The organism is Gimesia algae, assembly GCF_007746795.1.
Classification (GTDB): domain Bacteria; phylum Planctomycetota; class Planctomycetia; order Planctomycetales; family Planctomycetaceae; genus Gimesia; species Gimesia algae.
Genome location: NZ_CP036343.1, coordinates 6,107,056 through 6,123,303, shown reverse-complemented (window position 1 = coordinate 6,123,303; position 16,248 = coordinate 6,107,056). Strand labels below are relative to the sequence as shown.

11 protein-coding genes are annotated in these 16,248 nt (G+C 52.2%); 8 read left to right on the top strand and 3 right to left on the bottom strand.

Translation table 11 applies throughout. The features are described 5' to 3' along the window. Positions 1–9 precede the first annotated feature (9 nt). The gene (locus tag Pan161_RS22835; protein ID WP_145231061.1) at positions 10–1,029 is read right to left on the bottom strand and encodes a DUF368 domain-containing protein; all 1,020 of its coding nucleotides are present in this window, start codon (positions 1,027–1,029) and stop codon (positions 10–12) included. Positions 1,030–1,202: 173 nt separating this feature from the next. Between Pan161_RS22835 and Pan161_RS22830 the strand changes: the two genes are divergently transcribed. The 4 genes from Pan161_RS22830 to Pan161_RS22815 all read left to right on the top strand — a co-directional run bounded on the left by Pan161_RS22830 (position 1,203) and on the right by Pan161_RS22815 (position 10,573). Further along, the gene (locus Pan161_RS22830) at positions 1,203–1,637 is read left to right on the top strand and encodes a hypothetical protein (RefSeq protein ID WP_145231060.1); all 435 of its coding nucleotides are present in this window, start codon (positions 1,203–1,205) and stop codon (positions 1,635–1,637) included. Positions 1,638–1,724: 87 nt separating this feature from the next. Next, positions 1,725–8,696, top strand: coding sequence for an excinuclease ABC subunit UvrA (gene uvrA / locus Pan161_RS22825; RefSeq protein ID WP_145231059.1), 6,972 nt, complete (start codon positions 1,725–1,727; stop codon positions 8,694–8,696). 261 nt (positions 8,697–8,957) lie between these two features. Continuing rightward, positions 8,958–9,872: a 4-(cytidine 5'-diphospho)-2-C-methyl-D-erythritol kinase gene (gene ispE / locus Pan161_RS22820; protein ID WP_145231058.1), complete on the top strand. Its 915-nt coding sequence runs from the start codon at positions 8,958–8,960 to the stop codon at positions 9,870–9,872. Positions 9,873–9,910: 38 nt separating this feature from the next. After that, the gene (locus tag Pan161_RS22815; protein ID WP_145231057.1) at positions 9,911–10,573 is read left to right on the top strand and encodes a SpoVG family protein; all 663 of its coding nucleotides are present in this window, start codon (positions 9,911–9,913) and stop codon (positions 10,571–10,573) included. A 98-nt stretch (positions 10,574–10,671) separates the two neighbouring features. Here Pan161_RS22815 and Pan161_RS22810 read toward each other — a convergent pair whose 3' ends face one another. Further along, positions 10,672–10,953, bottom strand: a complete 282-nt coding sequence (locus tag Pan161_RS22810; RefSeq protein ID WP_145231056.1) for a hypothetical protein — start codon at positions 10,951–10,953, stop codon at positions 10,672–10,674. Positions 10,954–11,389: 436 nt separating this feature from the next. On the opposite strand from Pan161_RS22810, the gene Pan161_RS22805 reads away from it, so the two are divergent. The 4 genes from Pan161_RS22805 to Pan161_RS22790 all read left to right on the top strand — a co-directional run bounded on the left by Pan161_RS22805 (position 11,390) and on the right by Pan161_RS22790 (position 15,350). After that, a complete protein-coding gene (locus tag Pan161_RS22805; RefSeq protein ID WP_145231055.1) occupies positions 11,390–12,109 on the top strand; it encodes a 3-keto-disaccharide hydrolase in 720 nt (239 codons plus the stop codon). A 91-nt stretch (positions 12,110–12,200) separates the two neighbouring features. Then, positions 12,201–13,058, top strand: a complete 858-nt coding sequence (locus Pan161_RS22800; RefSeq protein WP_145231054.1) for a ThuA domain-containing protein — start codon at positions 12,201–12,203, stop codon at positions 13,056–13,058. A gap of 32 nt (positions 13,059–13,090) precedes the next feature. After that, positions 13,091–13,774, top strand: a complete 684-nt coding sequence (locus Pan161_RS22795) for an SDR family oxidoreductase (RefSeq protein WP_145231053.1) — start codon at positions 13,091–13,093, stop codon at positions 13,772–13,774. Between the two features lie 133 nt (positions 13,775–13,907). Beyond that, complete coding sequence (locus Pan161_RS22790) at positions 13,908–15,350, top strand: oxidoreductase (RefSeq protein ID WP_145231052.1); 1,443 nt, start codon at positions 13,908–13,910, stop codon at positions 15,348–15,350. Here the strand turns inward: Pan161_RS22790 and Pan161_RS22785 are convergent, their stop codons facing one another. Continuing rightward, entirely contained in the window at positions 15,351–16,175 is an 825-nt protein-coding gene (locus Pan161_RS22785; protein WP_145231051.1) for a ParA family protein, read from the bottom strand. Positions 16,176–16,248: the final 73 nt, after the last annotated feature.

Here is a 16,248-nt window from a genome sequence, read left to right as displayed (position 1 = left end):
GCGAATCGATCAGAGTTCTGACGTTCCATGCATGGCATATTTTTGAGAGAGATAATCCAGTCCCCAGATTAAAACGGCGGCAACGATGATCAGGACAATCGAAGTCCAGAACGTGCCGTCGAATGCTGTGGGCCAGACATTTTCGTAGATCCGATGTTTGAATGGCACCATCTCCGGAGTCTGGTCGGCGGTGTAGGGCGTAATATCCACTTTGAACGGCCAGATCCGACGTAGCGAGCCCACCATCAGTCCGCATAACACTGCCATCGTCAATGTATGGTAGTTGTGCAACAGCCAGCGCAACACTTTGCTGAACAGAATCAGTCCGATCAGGCAGCCCAGAACAAACACGAATACAGTCACAAGGCCACTCCAGTCGATGTTTCCTTTGAGCAGTTCTTTCGGAATCGTTTTCAACAGGCCTGTGACATCGTGATATTTACCCAGCAGGATCAGAATCAGGGCACCACTGATGCCCGGCAGAATCATGGCGCAGATAGCAATCATCCCACAGAAAAAGACATACAGATTCCCTTCCGGAGGCTGGATCGAATGTTCGCCGACCAGAATATAAACGCCTGCCAGCGAAGCCAGAAACGCCAGCACATTTAATACGGTCCAGCGGTTGACCATCTGTGCGACCAGGTAACTTGATGCCAGGATCAAACCGAAGAACACAGACAGTGTCAGCTGCAGATGATAATCGAGCAGATAATGCATCAGGCTGGCCAGGCTCACTACACCCGTTAGAATTCCCACACCCAGGGGGAGCACAAACCGCAGATCCAGATGCGCTGCGACTTCAGACCACTGTCGTTTCGCCAGGAGCTGAAACAGCCGGGCATCACAGTGGCTAATGGCGGTCACCAGACGCTCATAGATCCCCAGAATCAAAGCCACGGTGCCCCCGGAAACGCCGGGAATGATGTCGGCACCCCCCATCAACAGCCCGCGACCAACCTGGATCAGGTCAGATTTTGCAGGGAACTTTGAGGGAGACTGTGTGACAGGTTGTTTGGAATCTGACATCAATAAACCTTGATTTAATGAACAAAAGAACTTTCGCCGCAATTATTTCTATGCCAGCAATTGAACCGGGCATACGGGATCAGGTATCTTTCATAGAGCCGAGAGTGTAGTGTAGTCAGGTGATTCTGAAAAGTGTTGATTTCTGGAACTCCAGCAGCAAAGCGAAGTGTACTATGAAAGGCCCCGGATTAAAGCTGGATCTAGATGTCAGACGGCTCTGGAAATGCCCCCAGACCGGACAGACGATCCGCTTAAGTGGAGATGTCACTGCAAAATCAGTGGAAGTGGACGGCAAAACCGTCTTTATGCAACTGGTAGAAGAGCAACGCAGTCGGTATCGAGATCCGTTCCATTTCGAATACTATGAGCCGCCGGCACACGATCAGTCTTCTTCTGAACGCGCCGCTGCTGCTGCCCGCTCCATTGATGAGCCTGATACGGCACCCGTTGATACACCAGTTGACAATGTCGCCGATCACTCTATAAATGAAGTGGCTTCAACAACTCCCACTGAGGAGCCACAAGCTGCTCCCCCGACTCCTTCAGAAACAGAAACCCCGAAGCATTCCGAAGAAGAGGAAGACACATTCGGGGGCGGGTTACTGTAAACCTGTTTTGAATGCCCTGCGTTCGATTTGATTTCATTCCACCAGCGATTTTCAGCGCGGCGTCAGCCGTTTGGTATAACGCGGCCCATGTCACAAAAAGATATCATTATTACCGGTGCTCGCGAGCACAATCTGCAGAATGTCAGCGTTCGACTCCCCCGTAATCAGCTGATCGTCATGACCGGCGTGAGCGGCTCCGGCAAAAGTTCACTCGCCTTTGATACCCTGTATGCTGAAGGTCAAAGGCGCTATGTCGAATCACTGTCCAGTTACGCCCGCCAGTTTCTCGGACAGATGCCCAAACCCGAAGTCGATTCCATTTCCGGCCTGGCACCTTCGATTTCCATTCAGCAGAAAATGAGTGGACGCAATCCCCGCAGTACGGTGGGGACGATCACGGAAATCTACGATTACCTCCGCGTCCTGTTTGCCCGCGTCGGACAGGGCTTCTGTGAGAATTGCGGCAAGCCGATCAGCTCGCAGAGTAGCGAACGCATTATTGATTCGATCTCACTGATCCCGGATAAGACCCGGTATTCGATTCTGGCACCTCTGATTCAACAGCAGAAGGGGGAATACAAAGACCTCTTTGACGATTTGCTCAAACAGGGCTTTCTCCGAGCCCGCGTGGATGGTCGTATTATTCAACTGTCCGATCAACTACAGCTCGACCGCCAGATGCGTCACACGATTGAAGTGGTCATCGACCGACTCGTCGCCGGCAAAGTCAGCCGGGCCCGCCTGGCAGAGTCCGTCGAACTCGCGTTGAAACTCGCAAATGGCACCCTGATTGTTGCGACCGAAGTCTCTAAAAAAACAGAGAACAGTGACAGCGAAGAAAGCCTGCAGGACAAACTCTACAGTTCCCGCTATGCCTGCACCGATTGTGGCATCAGCTACGAACCACCCACGCCGCAACTGTTCAGCTTCAACAGTCCGCTGGGAATGTGCGGCGAATGTAACGGACTGGGCATGCGGTACGATTTTCCACTCGACGCATTGATTTCCAAAGAGACCGTGTCGATTCAAAAAGGAGCTTTCGAACTGCTGGGGCCGCTCAGCAAAGTCGGAAAATGGCGACGGCACATTTATAACGGCGTCGCCCGTTCTATTGAAAACGATCTGAATCTGACCGAAGACAGTTTTCTGAAAACGCCCTGGAACGAACTGCCAGCAGCAGCGCAACAGCAGTTTCTCTACGGGACCGGCGATCGCAATATTACCTTCAGCTGGCGGCATTCCGGCGGGGTCTGGAAACATGGTGGTACCTGGGACGGCTATATCGAAGAACTGCTGGAAAGTTACCGCAAAACCAGCAATCCCATGCGGCGGAAACAGCTCGAAAAATACATGGAATTTGTGGAATGTTCGAGCTGTCACGGAGCCCGCCTGAATTCACAGGCCCGGCATGTGCGGATTACCTCTCTCAGTGATGCGCACACCAGCCAACAGACACACAATTCAAAAACGCTGCCCGAAGTCTGTGCTTTCAGTATTGAGGAAGCCGCCGATTTCTTTGAAACACTGGATCTGGATGAAACCGGGCTGCTGATCGCCGACGAAGTCCTCAAGGAGATCCGCGGGCGACTCGGATTTCTGCTGCGTTGCGGCCTGAATTATCTGACACTCGATCGCACTGCGCCCACACTCTCCGGGGGAGAAAGTCAGCGAATTCGTCTGGCCGGGCAGATCGGCTGTGGCCTGGTCGGTGTCGTCTATATTCTGGATGAACCCTCGATTGGACTGCATCCCCGCGACAATACCATGTTGCTGGAAAGTCTCTGCGACCTGCGCGATCAGGGTAATACGGTGATTGTCGTCGAACACGATGAAGAAACCATGCGCGCCGCCGATCATATTGTGGACTTCGGACCCGGCCCCGGTGTGCGTGGCGGTTTTATCGTTGCAGAAGGCTCGTATCAGAAAATTCTCAAAGCCAAAGAGAGCGTCACCGGACAGTTTCTCGCCGGTAAAGAAAAAATCGAGATTCCTGCAGAACGCCGGTCACTCGTTAAAAAAGACTCGATTGTGATTAAAGGGGCGAAACATCATAACCTTAAAGACATCACCGCCCACATCCCCACCAAAGGGCTGATCTGCGTGACCGGCGTGAGCGGGTCCGGGAAAAGTTCTCTCATCAATGATATTCTCTGGCCGGTTCTGAATCAAAAAGTGAATCGAGGCAAAGGCAATCCCGGTGCACATCAGAAAGTAACCGGACTGGAACTGATCGATAAAGCCATCGACATTGATCAGTCTCCCATCGGCCGTACTCCCAGATCCAATCCGGCGACTTATGTGAAAGTATTCGATCTGATTCGGGACCTGTATGCGAAACTCCCCGATTCCCGGATGCGGGGCTATAAAGCGGGACGTTTCAGCTTCAATGTGGCCGGCGGTCGCTGTGAAGCCTGTGAGGGACATGGCGCCAATAAACTGGAAATGGACTTTCTGGCGGATGTCTGGGTTCCCTGTCCGGTATGCGAAGGCCGTCGCTTTCATCATGAGACGCTGGAGATTCGCTATAAAGACGCGAATATCGCTGAAGTGCTGGAGATGGACATTCAGCAGGCGATTGCGCATTTCCAGAACGTCCCCAAAATCTTAAAACTGCTGGAATCCCTGCATGATGTCGGCCTGGACTATCTGAAACTCGGGCAACCTTCGCCGACCCTCTCCGGAGGGGAAGCACAGCGGGTCAAACTGGCACGCGAACTGGGAAAGCGATCCACAGGCAGCACCTTCTATCTGCTGGATGAACCGACGACCGGCTTGCATTTTGCCGATGTGAAACTACTGCTCAAAGTGCTGCATCATCTGGCGGATGCCGGGAATACGGTACTCGTGGTCGAACATCATCTGGATGTCATTAAAACCGCCGACTGGGTGATTGACCTCGGTCCCGAAGGAGGCGAAGGGGGAGGCACCATTCTGGTAGAAGGCACACCGGAAGAAGTTGCCGCTTGTCCCTGGTCCTATACCGGACTGGCGCTGAAAGAACAGACCGATCTGGTTCCCGCGAAAAAGGTCAAAGGAAAGAAAAAACAGACGCTGATTCTGAACAACCCACATTTGCGCTGGCAGTCTGCCAATGCGAAACAAAACAGGAAATCCAACGGCGACAGCACGCAGATCACGATCCGCGGCGCAGGCCAGCATAACCTGCAGAACCTGGATCTGCAGATTACCCGCGACCAGATGAATGTCTTCTGTGGCCCGAGCGGCAGTGGCAAATCGTCTCTGGCCATGGATACCCTGTATGCGGAAGGTCAGCGTCGTTATGTGGAATCTCTGTCTGCGTATGCACGGCAGTTCCTGGGCCAGATGCCAAAACCCAAATTCGAGCACATTCACGGCCTTTCCCCGGCGATCGCCATTGAACAGAAAACAACCGGGCATTCCCCCCGTTCCACAGTCGGCACCGTTACGGAAATCTATGATTACCTGCGCGTGCTCTACGCCCGCCTGGGAACCATGTACTGCCCTGACTGCGATGTTCCCGTCGAAACGCAGACCACCGACGAAGTGATCGAACGCATTCTCGCGATGGACGCAGGCACCAAACTGCTGATTCTGGCACCCGTGGATATCACCGTAGGTCAGGCTTACGAAACGCTCTGGGAAAAATTACGTACTCAAGGCTTTCTGCGTGTCCGCATCGATGGAGTGACGTATCGCCTGGAAGACGTTCCCGATATTGATCGCCGACGTCGTCATGAAGTGGAAGTCGTGCTGGACCGCATCACCGTCGCTGCCAAAAACCGTTCACGCATTGCCGATTCAGTGGAATCTGCATTAGCGCTGGGCGAAGGCCTGATGTATGCCTGTTACTGCGACGATGAAGTTCCCGAACAGGAATGGGATTTCGAAACCTTCAGCCTGTTCTACTTCTGCGATCAGTGTGGTCAAAGCTTTGAAGAACTGACGCCTCACAATTATTCCTTTAACAGTCCGCTGGGCTGGTGTGAATATTGTGAAGGGCTGGGAACCGAACTGGGTACCAACCTGTCCGAGTTGATTCCTGATCCCAACCGCTGTCTGCAGGACGCCGCCATTGCTGCCTGGCCTGATCCGCGAACCAATTCTGAATTCAACAAGACGCTGACCGCGATTGCAAAACAATTCCGGATTCCCCTGGATGTCCCCTTTAATCAACTGAGTGTCAAGCAGCAGCGTTTTGTCTTGTATGGCGATGAAGATCGCTGGATTCCCCTCGACGAAGCAGGCACGGTTCAGTTTCAATACAAAGGTCTGTACCCGGCCATTGAAGAAGCCTCTCGGCTTTCGTTTGGCTTTCGCAGTCGCCTGCAGGAGATGACGGGCGAAGTTCCCTGTTCAGTCTGTAACGGCAGTCGCCTGCGCACGGATGCCGCCGCGGTCCGCTTTCACGGAAAGACCGTCGGTCAGTTTTGTGATCTCCCCTTGAAAGCTGCGCTGGCGTTTATCAAAACGGCAAAACTCGACAAACGGCAAAAGCAGATCGCGGGAGACTTAATCAAAGAAGCCACGAGCCGCCTGCAGTTTCTGGTCGATGTGGGACTCGAATACCTGACGTTGAGTCGACCGCTGCCCACACTGTCTGGCGGTGAAAGTCAGCGAATTCGTCTGGCGGGGCAGGTAGGACGCTCGCTAACGGGGGTGTTGTATGTTTTGGATGAACCGACGATTGGCCTGCATCCCCGCGATAACACGCGTTTGATCAACACGCTGAAAAAACTCCGCGATATCGGCAATACAATCGTGATGGTCGAGCATGATAGGGAAGTTCTGGAAGCTTCGGACTGTCTGTATGATTTTGGACCCGGCGCAGGCCGCTTCGGGGGCACTATCGTCGGTAAAGGCTCGCCGAAACAACTGAAACGCAAAAAGAAGTCACTCACCGGCCAGTATCTGTCGGATCAGCTCACGATCCCGCTGCCTCAGGAACGCCGCGTCACTTATGAAACACAGGGCAAGACGGAAACGCCTGTTTCCCCCACCGGTCACTGGCTGGAATTGAAAGGCGCACGGCAGCACAATCTGAAGTCCGTCGATCTGAAAATCCCCCTGGGGTCGTTCACCTGCATCACCGGCGTCTCAGGATCGGGCAAAAGCTCACTGGTGGAAGAAACACTGGCCCGGGCCGTGACCAAAAAATTGCATCGTTCCAAAGAAGCACCGGGACCGTATGACGATCTGCTGGGGCTGGAACAGATCAATAAAGCGATTATCGTCGATCAGAAACCGCTGGGAAACACGCCCGCTTCCAACCCGGCGACTTATACGGGCGTCTTCGATCAGATCCGCGAACTGTTCTCACGCTTGCCGGATGCCAAAGTGCGTGGCTATCAGCCGGGCCGCTTCAGCTTCAATCGTTCCGGCGGTCGCTGTGAAGACTGTGAAGGTAACGGACAGCGTTGCATCGAAATGCACTTCCTGCCTGATGTCTGGGTGACCTGCGAGACCTGTAATGGCAAGCGTTATAACCAGGAGACGCTCTCGGTTAAATACAAAGGAAAATCTATTGCGGATGTGCTGGAGATGTCAATCGGAGATGTCGCTGCGCTGTTTAACAATATCCCTGCGATCCGCCGTACGATGGAAACACTGTGTGCGATCGGTCTGGACTATCTGACATTGGGGCAATCCGCGCCGACCCTCTCAGGCGGGGAATCGCAGCGGGTGAAGCTGGCTGCGGAACTGGCGCGGCCCAGTACCGGAAAGACGCTGTACCTGCTCGATGAACCGACTACTGGTTTGCATTTCGATGATATCGCCAAGCTGTTGAAAGTGTTGAACAGCCTGGTCGAGCTCGGAAATACGGTCATTGTCATCGAACATAATCTGGATGTGATTAAAACGGCAGACTGGCTGGTCGACGTGGGGCCGGAAGCCGGCAGTGAGGGCGGACAGATCATCGCCGCGGGGACGCCTGAGAAGCTGGTCGAACATGCGGAGCGTTTTCAGAAACAGGGCAAGGCGACCAGTAAGTCTGCCAAAGCACGAAAAACCAGCCAGGAACCGTTGCTCAGATCTTATACCGGCGAAATTCTGCAGCCGATTATCTCAACAGGTAAACGCGTTGAGCGCGAAATCTTTGACGCGCAAAGTCTGAGTGAAAAGCAGGAAGGCGATCTCGATCTCAGGCAGATTGGTCGCGATGCCAAGATGCCGTGGCAGAAAGAGGGACGTCGCTGGCATACCCAGGATCACGTTTCCCTGGCAGGCGCTGCCTGTCAGTGGGAAGGCGCGGCTCTGGAAAGTGTGATTGACTTTATCGAAAACAAAGAGGGCTTCGGCGAGATTAACTGGAATCATCGCAGCATCGTCGAAGTCAATGGCCCGGTGAAAAAACAGGGCTGGTTCCTGCATGCGAATACCGGCGATGAATGGCTGCTCCGCCTCAGCTTCCGCGTGAAACGGAATACGTTCAAACAGGATGAACTCCGCGACCAGCTGTCCTTAAAGTCTCTGGACGAACTGGATGAACTGCCGATTTATGGTCGCTCCAATCGGGTCCGCGTCAAAAATCTGAAAGGTCCCTGGCAGGAAGTCAGCCTGACGATCCACTGGCAGGAAGAGATCGAGACTCCCGGATTCCAGGAGTTTCTGGAAACCGCCTGCGAAGCGTATCTCGGTCTGATTCACCGTGAGGAAATTAAGCCTGAAGAGATCATGCCCTGGAAAGTACTGAAGAAAAAATGGCATCTCTCCCGAAAGGGCTTTCCGAACAATAAACGTGTCCAGTGGGATGCGGAACTGCTGGAGTCGTTATTTAATCTGCTGGAGCAGATTTATCCGGATGCAGCATATCAGTGGGACAGTAAGTCACTGGTCAATCTGTCGCACGCCGGGAAAAAGAAACCATTTCTCACTGTGCATACCAAACGCCGGGAAGGTGTGGATCTGACGCTACAGGGAACGGCGGGTAAGATTACTTTAGGTAAAATTGCTGACTTGGGGGGCGAGCGGGAAATAAAAACGGATGCACGAGGCAAAGAACAGGCCCGGATTCGGTTCACGCAGAAAAAACAGGTCGAGTCTAAATCGTTCAAAGCGCTGCTGACATCAATTACTTAAGTGACGCGCTGCGAGAACTGCTTGCGGAATTCCCCTGTTTGCTAGAGGGAAATCAGCTCAACCGGGAAAAGATGTTGACGTTTTTTCAAGGAACAGATAGGATACTTCTTGTGGTAACGGTCTTAATGTTACCGCGTCGTATACAAGTCGAATCTTTATCAGGTCAAGCTGCTCTTTTCTCTCACAACTCAAAAGGTGGGGACCTGTTCAATAAACGAGGAAAGCCTCGTTTTTAAAGTAGGAATTTTGGAATTGTGACGGATGCTATTCGCTTACTCCAATCCTGGCACCCTGATCGTTCACGCTCCTGCCAAGTTAAATTTGTACTTAAGCATCGATGATAAACGAACCGATGGCTTTCACGAAATTACTTCGTTGATGCTTTCGGTAGGAATATACGACACTTTAGTTTTCACGGAGGAACCTTCAGCAGAAGTCGAGTTGCGTGTTGCCGAAGCCAATTCACTTCTCACCCCCCAGAAAAACCAGCAGCGTATCCCCGCGGGTGAAGAGAATCTGGTTGTCAGAGCAATCCGGTTACTTCAGGAACAGACGGGGCAACGTCAGGGAATTCAAATTGAGTTGATCAAACGAATTCCAGCAGAAGCCGGCCTGGGAGGGGGATCGAGTGATGCCGCTGCAGCCTTATTTGCTGCCAATAAACTTTGGCGTTTGGGATTGTCGCTTTCAGAATTATGTGAGATCGCGGCAAAACTGGGCAGTGATATTCCTTTCTTTTTGACAGCCAGCCATAGTGCCATCTGTCGCGGGAGAGGGGAGATCATTGAACCTGTTTCCGTTCCCCAATGTCTGCATTTTGTGGTTGTTCGACCTCAGTCGGGTTTATCAACGGCAGACGTTTATCGGCACTGTCGAGTGGGAAGCCACTCGAAAAATCAGGTGGAGCAACTGGTTCGTAATCTGTCTTCTGGTCAATTTCATGCAGTATCCAACCTGATGCTGAATGATCTGCAGGCACCCGCCGAAAAACTGAATTCCGATATACTAAAAATAAAAGATTTCTTCTCAAAACAGTCCGTTTTGGGGCATATGATGAGTGGAAGTGGGACTGCCTACTTTGGAGTCTGCCAAAACAGAGCACAGGCATCTCAAATTGCTGCGCGATTACGATCCACAGTGAAAGGGCATGTATTTGTCGTCCAGAACCGCCTATAGATGAGCATTTTAAAATTTGGCACAAATGGAGTGAGGCCATGGAGATCAGTGAAGTACGCATCAAGTTGATGAATGATCCACACGAAAGATTACTGGCGTTTTGCTCAATTACTTTCGATGTCTCGTTTGTCATCCGAGATCTGAAAATCATCCAGGGGGCAAAAGGTGCCTTCGTAGCAATGCCCAGCCGCAAGTTGATGGACCGGTGTCCCAAATGTCACACCAAAAACCATCTGAGGGCTTCCTTCTGTAATCAGTGTGGCGTCAGGCTTGATGAAAATCGTGCCGATAAAGATGACGCGGGGCGCGCCAGGCTTTATGCCGATATCGCGCATCCGATCAATTCCGAGTGCCGCGAATTGATTCAGGAAGAAGTATTGAAAGCCTACCAGGAAGAAAAAATCTCCGCGCAACAGTCTGGTTACATCTGTCGTTATGACGATTTCGGCGAAGAGGACTTTGCCCGCCTGGGACCTTACGAGGAAGAGTACGAAGAGGCGCCTGTCGAACAGTCTTCCGCTTCAGAATCGACTCAAATTCGTAAGAATAATCAGGTTTTCCGTATCGATTCTGCAGAGTCAGGATCAGACCGTAACCGACCTCATCATACGGCGACGGATCAACCTTCCCCGGACAAAGTTACCTCAAATGAAAATGAGACGAGAGGTCAGGGGGATACCTTCGGATCAGGTATCGTTTGAATTCAGACGGGTTTCCGATTCTGCTATGCGCAAAAGCTGCAGTCATAGCAGAATCACTGACAGGTCCACGTCCTCAGTCAGCCTGTCTGACATGACTGTTACATCATGAATAAGCCGACCACCATGATGGTAATGCCGGTTGCTTTGGATGTCAGCATATTCTGCAGTCGATCCAGCACATTCTCGCTCGAATGGAAGGCGACAATTTCCCGCTTTTCTACCTCTTTTCGCAGTTCTGCGTTCAGCCATTCCAGTACGGAAATGCTCAGGATTTGTCTCTGATCTGTTCCTTCATTCTCATTTCGTAGAGGAAGAGTCATAGTCTCTGGTTGGATTGTCTTCAATTCTTCTCCGGGGGGAGAAGTCACTAATTGTTGCATTTTAGCCCATTTCTATCTCGGTAAGTTACCGAAATCGTTCGTGGAAGACACCGGTCGCCGGGGTCAGTCAATTTGGTTCTGGAGAGGAACGGTTTCCTGTCAGGCGAGTCAGTCAAAGGAGAGTTAGTATTATCTATCGGTAATTTCTGCGGTTTCTCCCGCATCTCTTCATTATTTTCCTGAGTAACTCTGCAGTGTTAGAGGAAGCTGTATCGATTATAGCTGTCTTGAGAGGCAGGTGAGGTGACTGGCGTTCGCCTGTTTTCAGGTTTGAAATCGCATCTCCAGAACCAGATGTTAAAAGTGTTGAAATCGTCGTCATGATTTCGTACGTCTTCACTTATGTGTTGCCGGTATTGTACGTTAGAATGTGAATACAGGATGAAGTTATGCTTCAGATACGAATTTTCTCACGACTTTTCGGAAAGAGACTTTTATGAAATCCCTGAATCGATTTATCCCTCTGTTTTCACTGGCTTGCCTGCTGGCGGCCTGTTCCGATTCCGGACCGACTGAAGCCCAGAAAAAGGAAGCCGCCGATGAGGTCTCTGCCATCGATCTTCCCGAAAAAACGTTAGAATCGTTATTTGAAGTGGAAGATGGTTTCACTCTGCTCGGTCTCAAAGACTTTGAAGTATTCAACGCGAAAACCAAAGAACCCGTCGCAGGAAAAAACTGGAGCGAAGCTGATGGCGTGATTTCCTGCAAAGGTACGCCCCGCGGTTATCTGTACTCCCATGAGTCGTTCGGCAATTGCACGATCCGTCTGGAATACCGTTTCCCGGAATCCGCTGAGGAAAATGAAAATCCGAATACCGGGTTCCTGTTTTTCATCACTGGCGAAAACCGGATCTGGCCGAAATGCCTGGAAGTGCAAGGCAAATTCGCAGAGATGGCCCATATCAAGTCGAACAGCAAAGAGATCGAACTCGAAGTCACAGACAATGAGGCGGCTCGAGAAAAAGCCCGCCGTCCGATTGGCGAATGGAATACCATTGAAGTCGTCTGCAAAGACGGGGCGCTGACGTCCGTCCTGAATGGAACTCAGATCGCCACTTCGCAGCCCAGCGAGCTGAAGTCCGGCTTTTTCGGCATTCAATCCGAAGGTGACGCGGTCGAATTCCGCAACATCCGCGTGCAGAAACTGACCGACTGAGTGTTTAGCTTTGCAATGTTTGAGATCTTCTCCTTAAAATAGAAGTCTCTATTCACTTAAAATCAAAATACTCAACTGTGGAGCGATCACCATGAGTTTTCGATTGATGACAGCCTGCTGTCTGCTGGTATGTTCTGTCCTGGCTTTCTCTTCTCACGCTGACGCCGCCGAGGGGAAGACCAGGGTGCTGATGCTCACCCAGAGCAAAGGTTACACGCACGGTTCCGTCAAACGACAGAATGAGAAACTGGCTCCCGCAGAAATTGCCATGATTCAACTGGGCAAACAGTCCGGACTGTTCACCGTGGATTGTACCCAGGACGCCGCCGCGGATTTCACGAAAGAGAATCTGCAGAACTATGATCTCGTCATGTTCTATACCACGGGGATGCTGCCGATCAAAGAAGAAGATATGCAGTATTTTCTGAACGACTGGCTCAAGCAGAAAGGCCATGGGTTCATCGGTTTTCATTCTGCCACCGATACCTATAAATCGTACGAACCGTATTGGGACATGGTGGGCGGTTCATTCAATGGGCATCCCTGGACTGCCGGTAATACAGTGACGATAACGGTACACAATCCTGATTTTCCGGCGATGAAACCGTTTGGTAAAGAGTTTCAGATCAAAGATGAAATCTACCAGTACAAAAACTGGCAGCCGGAAAAAGTGCACGTGTTGATGAGCCTGAATATGGCAAAGTGTAGTCCCAGGAAACCCTATCAGGTGCCAGTCGCCTGGGCTAAAGAATGGGGCGAAGGCAAAGTCTTCGTCAACAACCTGGGACACAATCCGCAAACCTGGGCCAATCCCCAGTTTCAGGAATCAGTGATCGGAGCCATCAAGTGGATTCGTGGCGACGCGCCCGCAGCGGTTCCCGTCAATCCTGAGCTTTCCAAAAAAGAAGACGAAAAAGCGGCAGCCGCTGCCAAAACGGAATCGAAATAAGCCAACGAACAGCAGAAACAGGGAAAGCCAGCATGTCGAAAGTGATTGTCATCACCGGCGTGACCCAGGGGTTGGGCCGCGCCATGACGCAGGCGTTGGTTGCAGCAGGGCACACCGTCGTTGGCTGCGGTCGCTCTGCTGATAAAATTGCGGAACTCACAGAGCAGTTCGGTGTACCCCATCAGTTTTCGGTCGTCGATGTGGCCGATGACCGCGCGGTTGCGAACTGGGCGACGACGATCGTCGATCAACTGGGTCCACCTGATCTGCTGTTGAACAACGCCGCCGTGATCAATGAGAACGCCCCGCTCTGGGAAATCTCCGCTGACGATATCGACACGATTATTGACGTCAATATCAAAGGCACCATCAATACAATTCGTCACTTTGTACCTGCAATGAGCGAACGCCAGTCTGGAGTCATTGTCAATTTCAGTTCGGGCTGGGGTCGTTCGGCAGCTGCAGAAGTCGCCTCGTATTGTGCCACCAAGTGGGCCATCGAGGGTTTAACACAGTCTCTGGCACAGGAGTTACCACCGGGAATGGCGGCCATCCCCCTGAACCCGGGAGTCATCAACACCGCTTTGCTGCAAAGCTGTTTCGGTGAGCATGCCGATCATTATGCGACGGCTGAGGAATGGGCGGAGTCCGCAGTTCCTTTTCTGCTGAAGCTCTCCGCCCGCGAAAACGGAAAATCGTTGACGGCTCCTGCCTGAAGTTTTTCACGTTTCCCGACAGCAGATCTCGAATCCGGGTGGTGAATGGCATTTCACTTTCGGTTTGAGTAAACTCGTTGCAGTAAAAAATGAACGTCCGTGATCTCAAACTGCATTCAAGAAGTCTTCCAGCATGGCCAAATACTTTAAATATAAAACTCCTGCTGACGTTGTGGCTGACTCCGAACGTCTGGGCTGCCCGATTCAGGTTTCCGACAACTTTGATGTCCTTTATCAACCCATTCAGATTGGTCATCTGCAGGCAAAAAGTCGACTGGGAATTCAACCGATGGAAGGCTGTGACGGAACCACAGATGGTTTCCCTGATGAGTTGACCTATCGACGTTATCAGCGATTCGGAGCCGGGGGCGCTTCGCTGATCTGGGGTGAAGCCACCGCAATCGGCCCGGAAGCGCGGATGAATCCCCGCCAGTTGATGATCAATGAAAAAACCGCATCCGCGCTGGAAAAGATGCTGGCCGGCTGCCGCGACGCGCATGCGGAAGTCTTCGGATCGGCTGATGGATTGGTGATCGGTCTGCAGTTAACACATTCGGGGCGCTTCAGTTTTGAAAAGCCTCTACTGGCGACCCACGACCAGGTGCTCGATCCTCGCACTGTGGATAAATCTAACGGGCGGATCGTCGATGACAGTTATTCGCTGCTCACCGATGACGATCTGAAACACATCGAAGACCAGTACGTTGCGGCCGCCAAACTGGCGGAATCCATCGGGGTCGGTTTTGTCGATATTAAGCAGTGTCACCGCTATCTCCTCTCCGAATTACTGGCGGCGAAAAATCGTCCCGGTGAATATGGTGGTTCATTGGAGAACCGCACGCGGCTGGTGCGCAATGTCGTCAAACGCATTCGCGAAGAGTGTCCCACCCTGGTGATCGGCACCCGCATGAATGGTTACGATGGAATTCCCTACCAGGGAGCCGGTGAAAACTTCATCGGCGAACCCTGCCCGCATGAACTGCCGCTGCAAACCGCATTCGGCACTAATCCTGATGATCATCTGCAGGAAGATCTGACGGAACCAATTCAAGTGGCTAAACTCCTGAAAGAGTGGGGAGTCAGCATGATTAACATCTCCAATGGAAATCCCTATGCGAATCCGCACATCGTGAGACCCGCCGAATTTCCGCCCACCGATGGCTATCATGCGCCCGAACACCCGCTGATCGGCGTGGCCCGTCATTTCCGGATTGCGGCACAGATGCAGGCAGCAGTTCCGGATATTCCCGTGGTCGGCAGTGGATACAGTTGGTTGCAGGACTTCGCCATGCATGCTGCTGCTGCGAATGTGGAATCGGGAAACATTTCCATCGTCGGGATGGGGCGCGCAACACTCTCGCAGCCTGAGTTTGCGAAACAGCTTCAGGAAGAAGGCAAGCTCAATCGCAAAACCGTCTGTCGGACGTTTTCGTATTGTACCAACCTCATGCGCACGAAGGACCATCCCCTGGGACAGTATCCCACGGGATGCCCTCCCTTTGATAAAGAGGTTTACGATCCACTCTGGAAAGAAGCGAAAGCAAAGCTGGAAGCGAAGCAGAAAGCAGCAGAGTGATCAGGCTGCCCGTTGAATCGGTGATTCCTCCACCTGTTCGCCAGCGATGATTTCATTGACCAGTCCGCCATAATCTTTGGCGCCGGGGCAGGAGCTGGAATAATCAAAGACAGACTGCCCATAGCTGGGTGCTTCCGCCAGTTTGATATTCCGTCGGATTCGACTCTGGAATACTTTTGCGGTCGCCCAGGGGGCTTCCGGATCGCTATTATTCAGGAAGGCAGACAGATCGTCGGTCACATCGGCGGCCAGTCGGGTGCCGGTTTCATACAGACAGAGGACAACTCCCGAGACGCGCAGTTCACGATTCAAACGACGACGGACCAGTGCCGTGGTTTCGAGCAACTTGGAGAGCCCCTGTAACGCAAAGAAATGTGGCTGCAGAGGTATGATCACTTCGCTGGCTGCTGTCAGCGCGTTAATGGTCAGCACACCCAGGGAGGGGGGGCAGTCCATAATGATGTAGTCGAACGGTTCGGTCTCCGCCATTTTTCGAATGGCCTGACGCAGAACAATTTCGCGGTTGTCGGCGTCGACCAGTTCCAACTCTGTGGCTGCCAGATCGAGTGTCGCAGGCACGACCCATAAATTTTTGGCGACCAGTTGTCGGGTTTCGGCGAGGGTTTTAAAACCAGAGAAGACATCGTAGGCAGTCGGGACATTCCCGAACGGTTCGATGCCCAGGTGTAAAGAGGCATGTCCCTGTGGGTCAAGGTCGATCAGGCAGACTTTCTTGCCCTGCATCGCCAGGCCGGCAGCCATGTTCACGCTCGACGTCGTTTTGCCGACGCCCCCTTTTTGATTCATGATTGCAATAATACGCATCGGGAGTCCTTTCCCTCTTTCTCTGTGATAAAATCGGGTCGCTTGCTTGTTTCAAACTCTTGTATGTTCATGC

Coding starts and splice junctions, on each gene's coding strand:
- Pan161_RS22810 (WP_145231056.1), bottom strand. CDS start 10,953: ATGCAACAATTAGTGACTTCTCCCCCCGGAGAAGAATTGAAGACAATC.
- Pan161_RS22835 (WP_145231061.1), bottom strand. CDS start 1,029: ATGTCAGATTCCAAACAACCTGTCACACAGTCTCCCTCAAAGTTCCCT.
- Pan161_RS22785 (WP_145231051.1), bottom strand. CDS start 16,175: ATGCGTATTATTGCAATCATGAATCAAAAAGGGGGCGTCGGCAAAACG.
- ispE (WP_145231058.1), top strand. CDS start 8,958: ATGCTATTCGCTTACTCCAATCCTGGCACCCTGATCGTTCACGCTCCT.
- Pan161_RS22790 (WP_145231052.1), top strand. CDS start 13,908: ATGGCCAAATACTTTAAATATAAAACTCCTGCTGACGTTGTGGCTGAC.
- Pan161_RS22795 (WP_145231053.1), top strand. CDS start 13,091: ATGTCGAAAGTGATTGTCATCACCGGCGTGACCCAGGGGTTGGGCCGC.
- Pan161_RS22800 (WP_145231054.1), top strand. CDS start 12,201: ATGAGTTTTCGATTGATGACAGCCTGCTGTCTGCTGGTATGTTCTGTC.
- Pan161_RS22815 (WP_145231057.1), top strand. CDS start 9,911: ATGGAGATCAGTGAAGTACGCATCAAGTTGATGAATGATCCACACGAA.
- Pan161_RS22805 (WP_145231055.1), top strand. CDS start 11,390: ATGAAATCCCTGAATCGATTTATCCCTCTGTTTTCACTGGCTTGCCTG.
- uvrA (WP_145231059.1), top strand. CDS start 1,725: ATGTCACAAAAAGATATCATTATTACCGGTGCTCGCGAGCACAATCTG.
- Pan161_RS22830 (WP_145231060.1), top strand. CDS start 1,203: ATGAAAGGCCCCGGATTAAAGCTGGATCTAGATGTCAGACGGCTCTGG.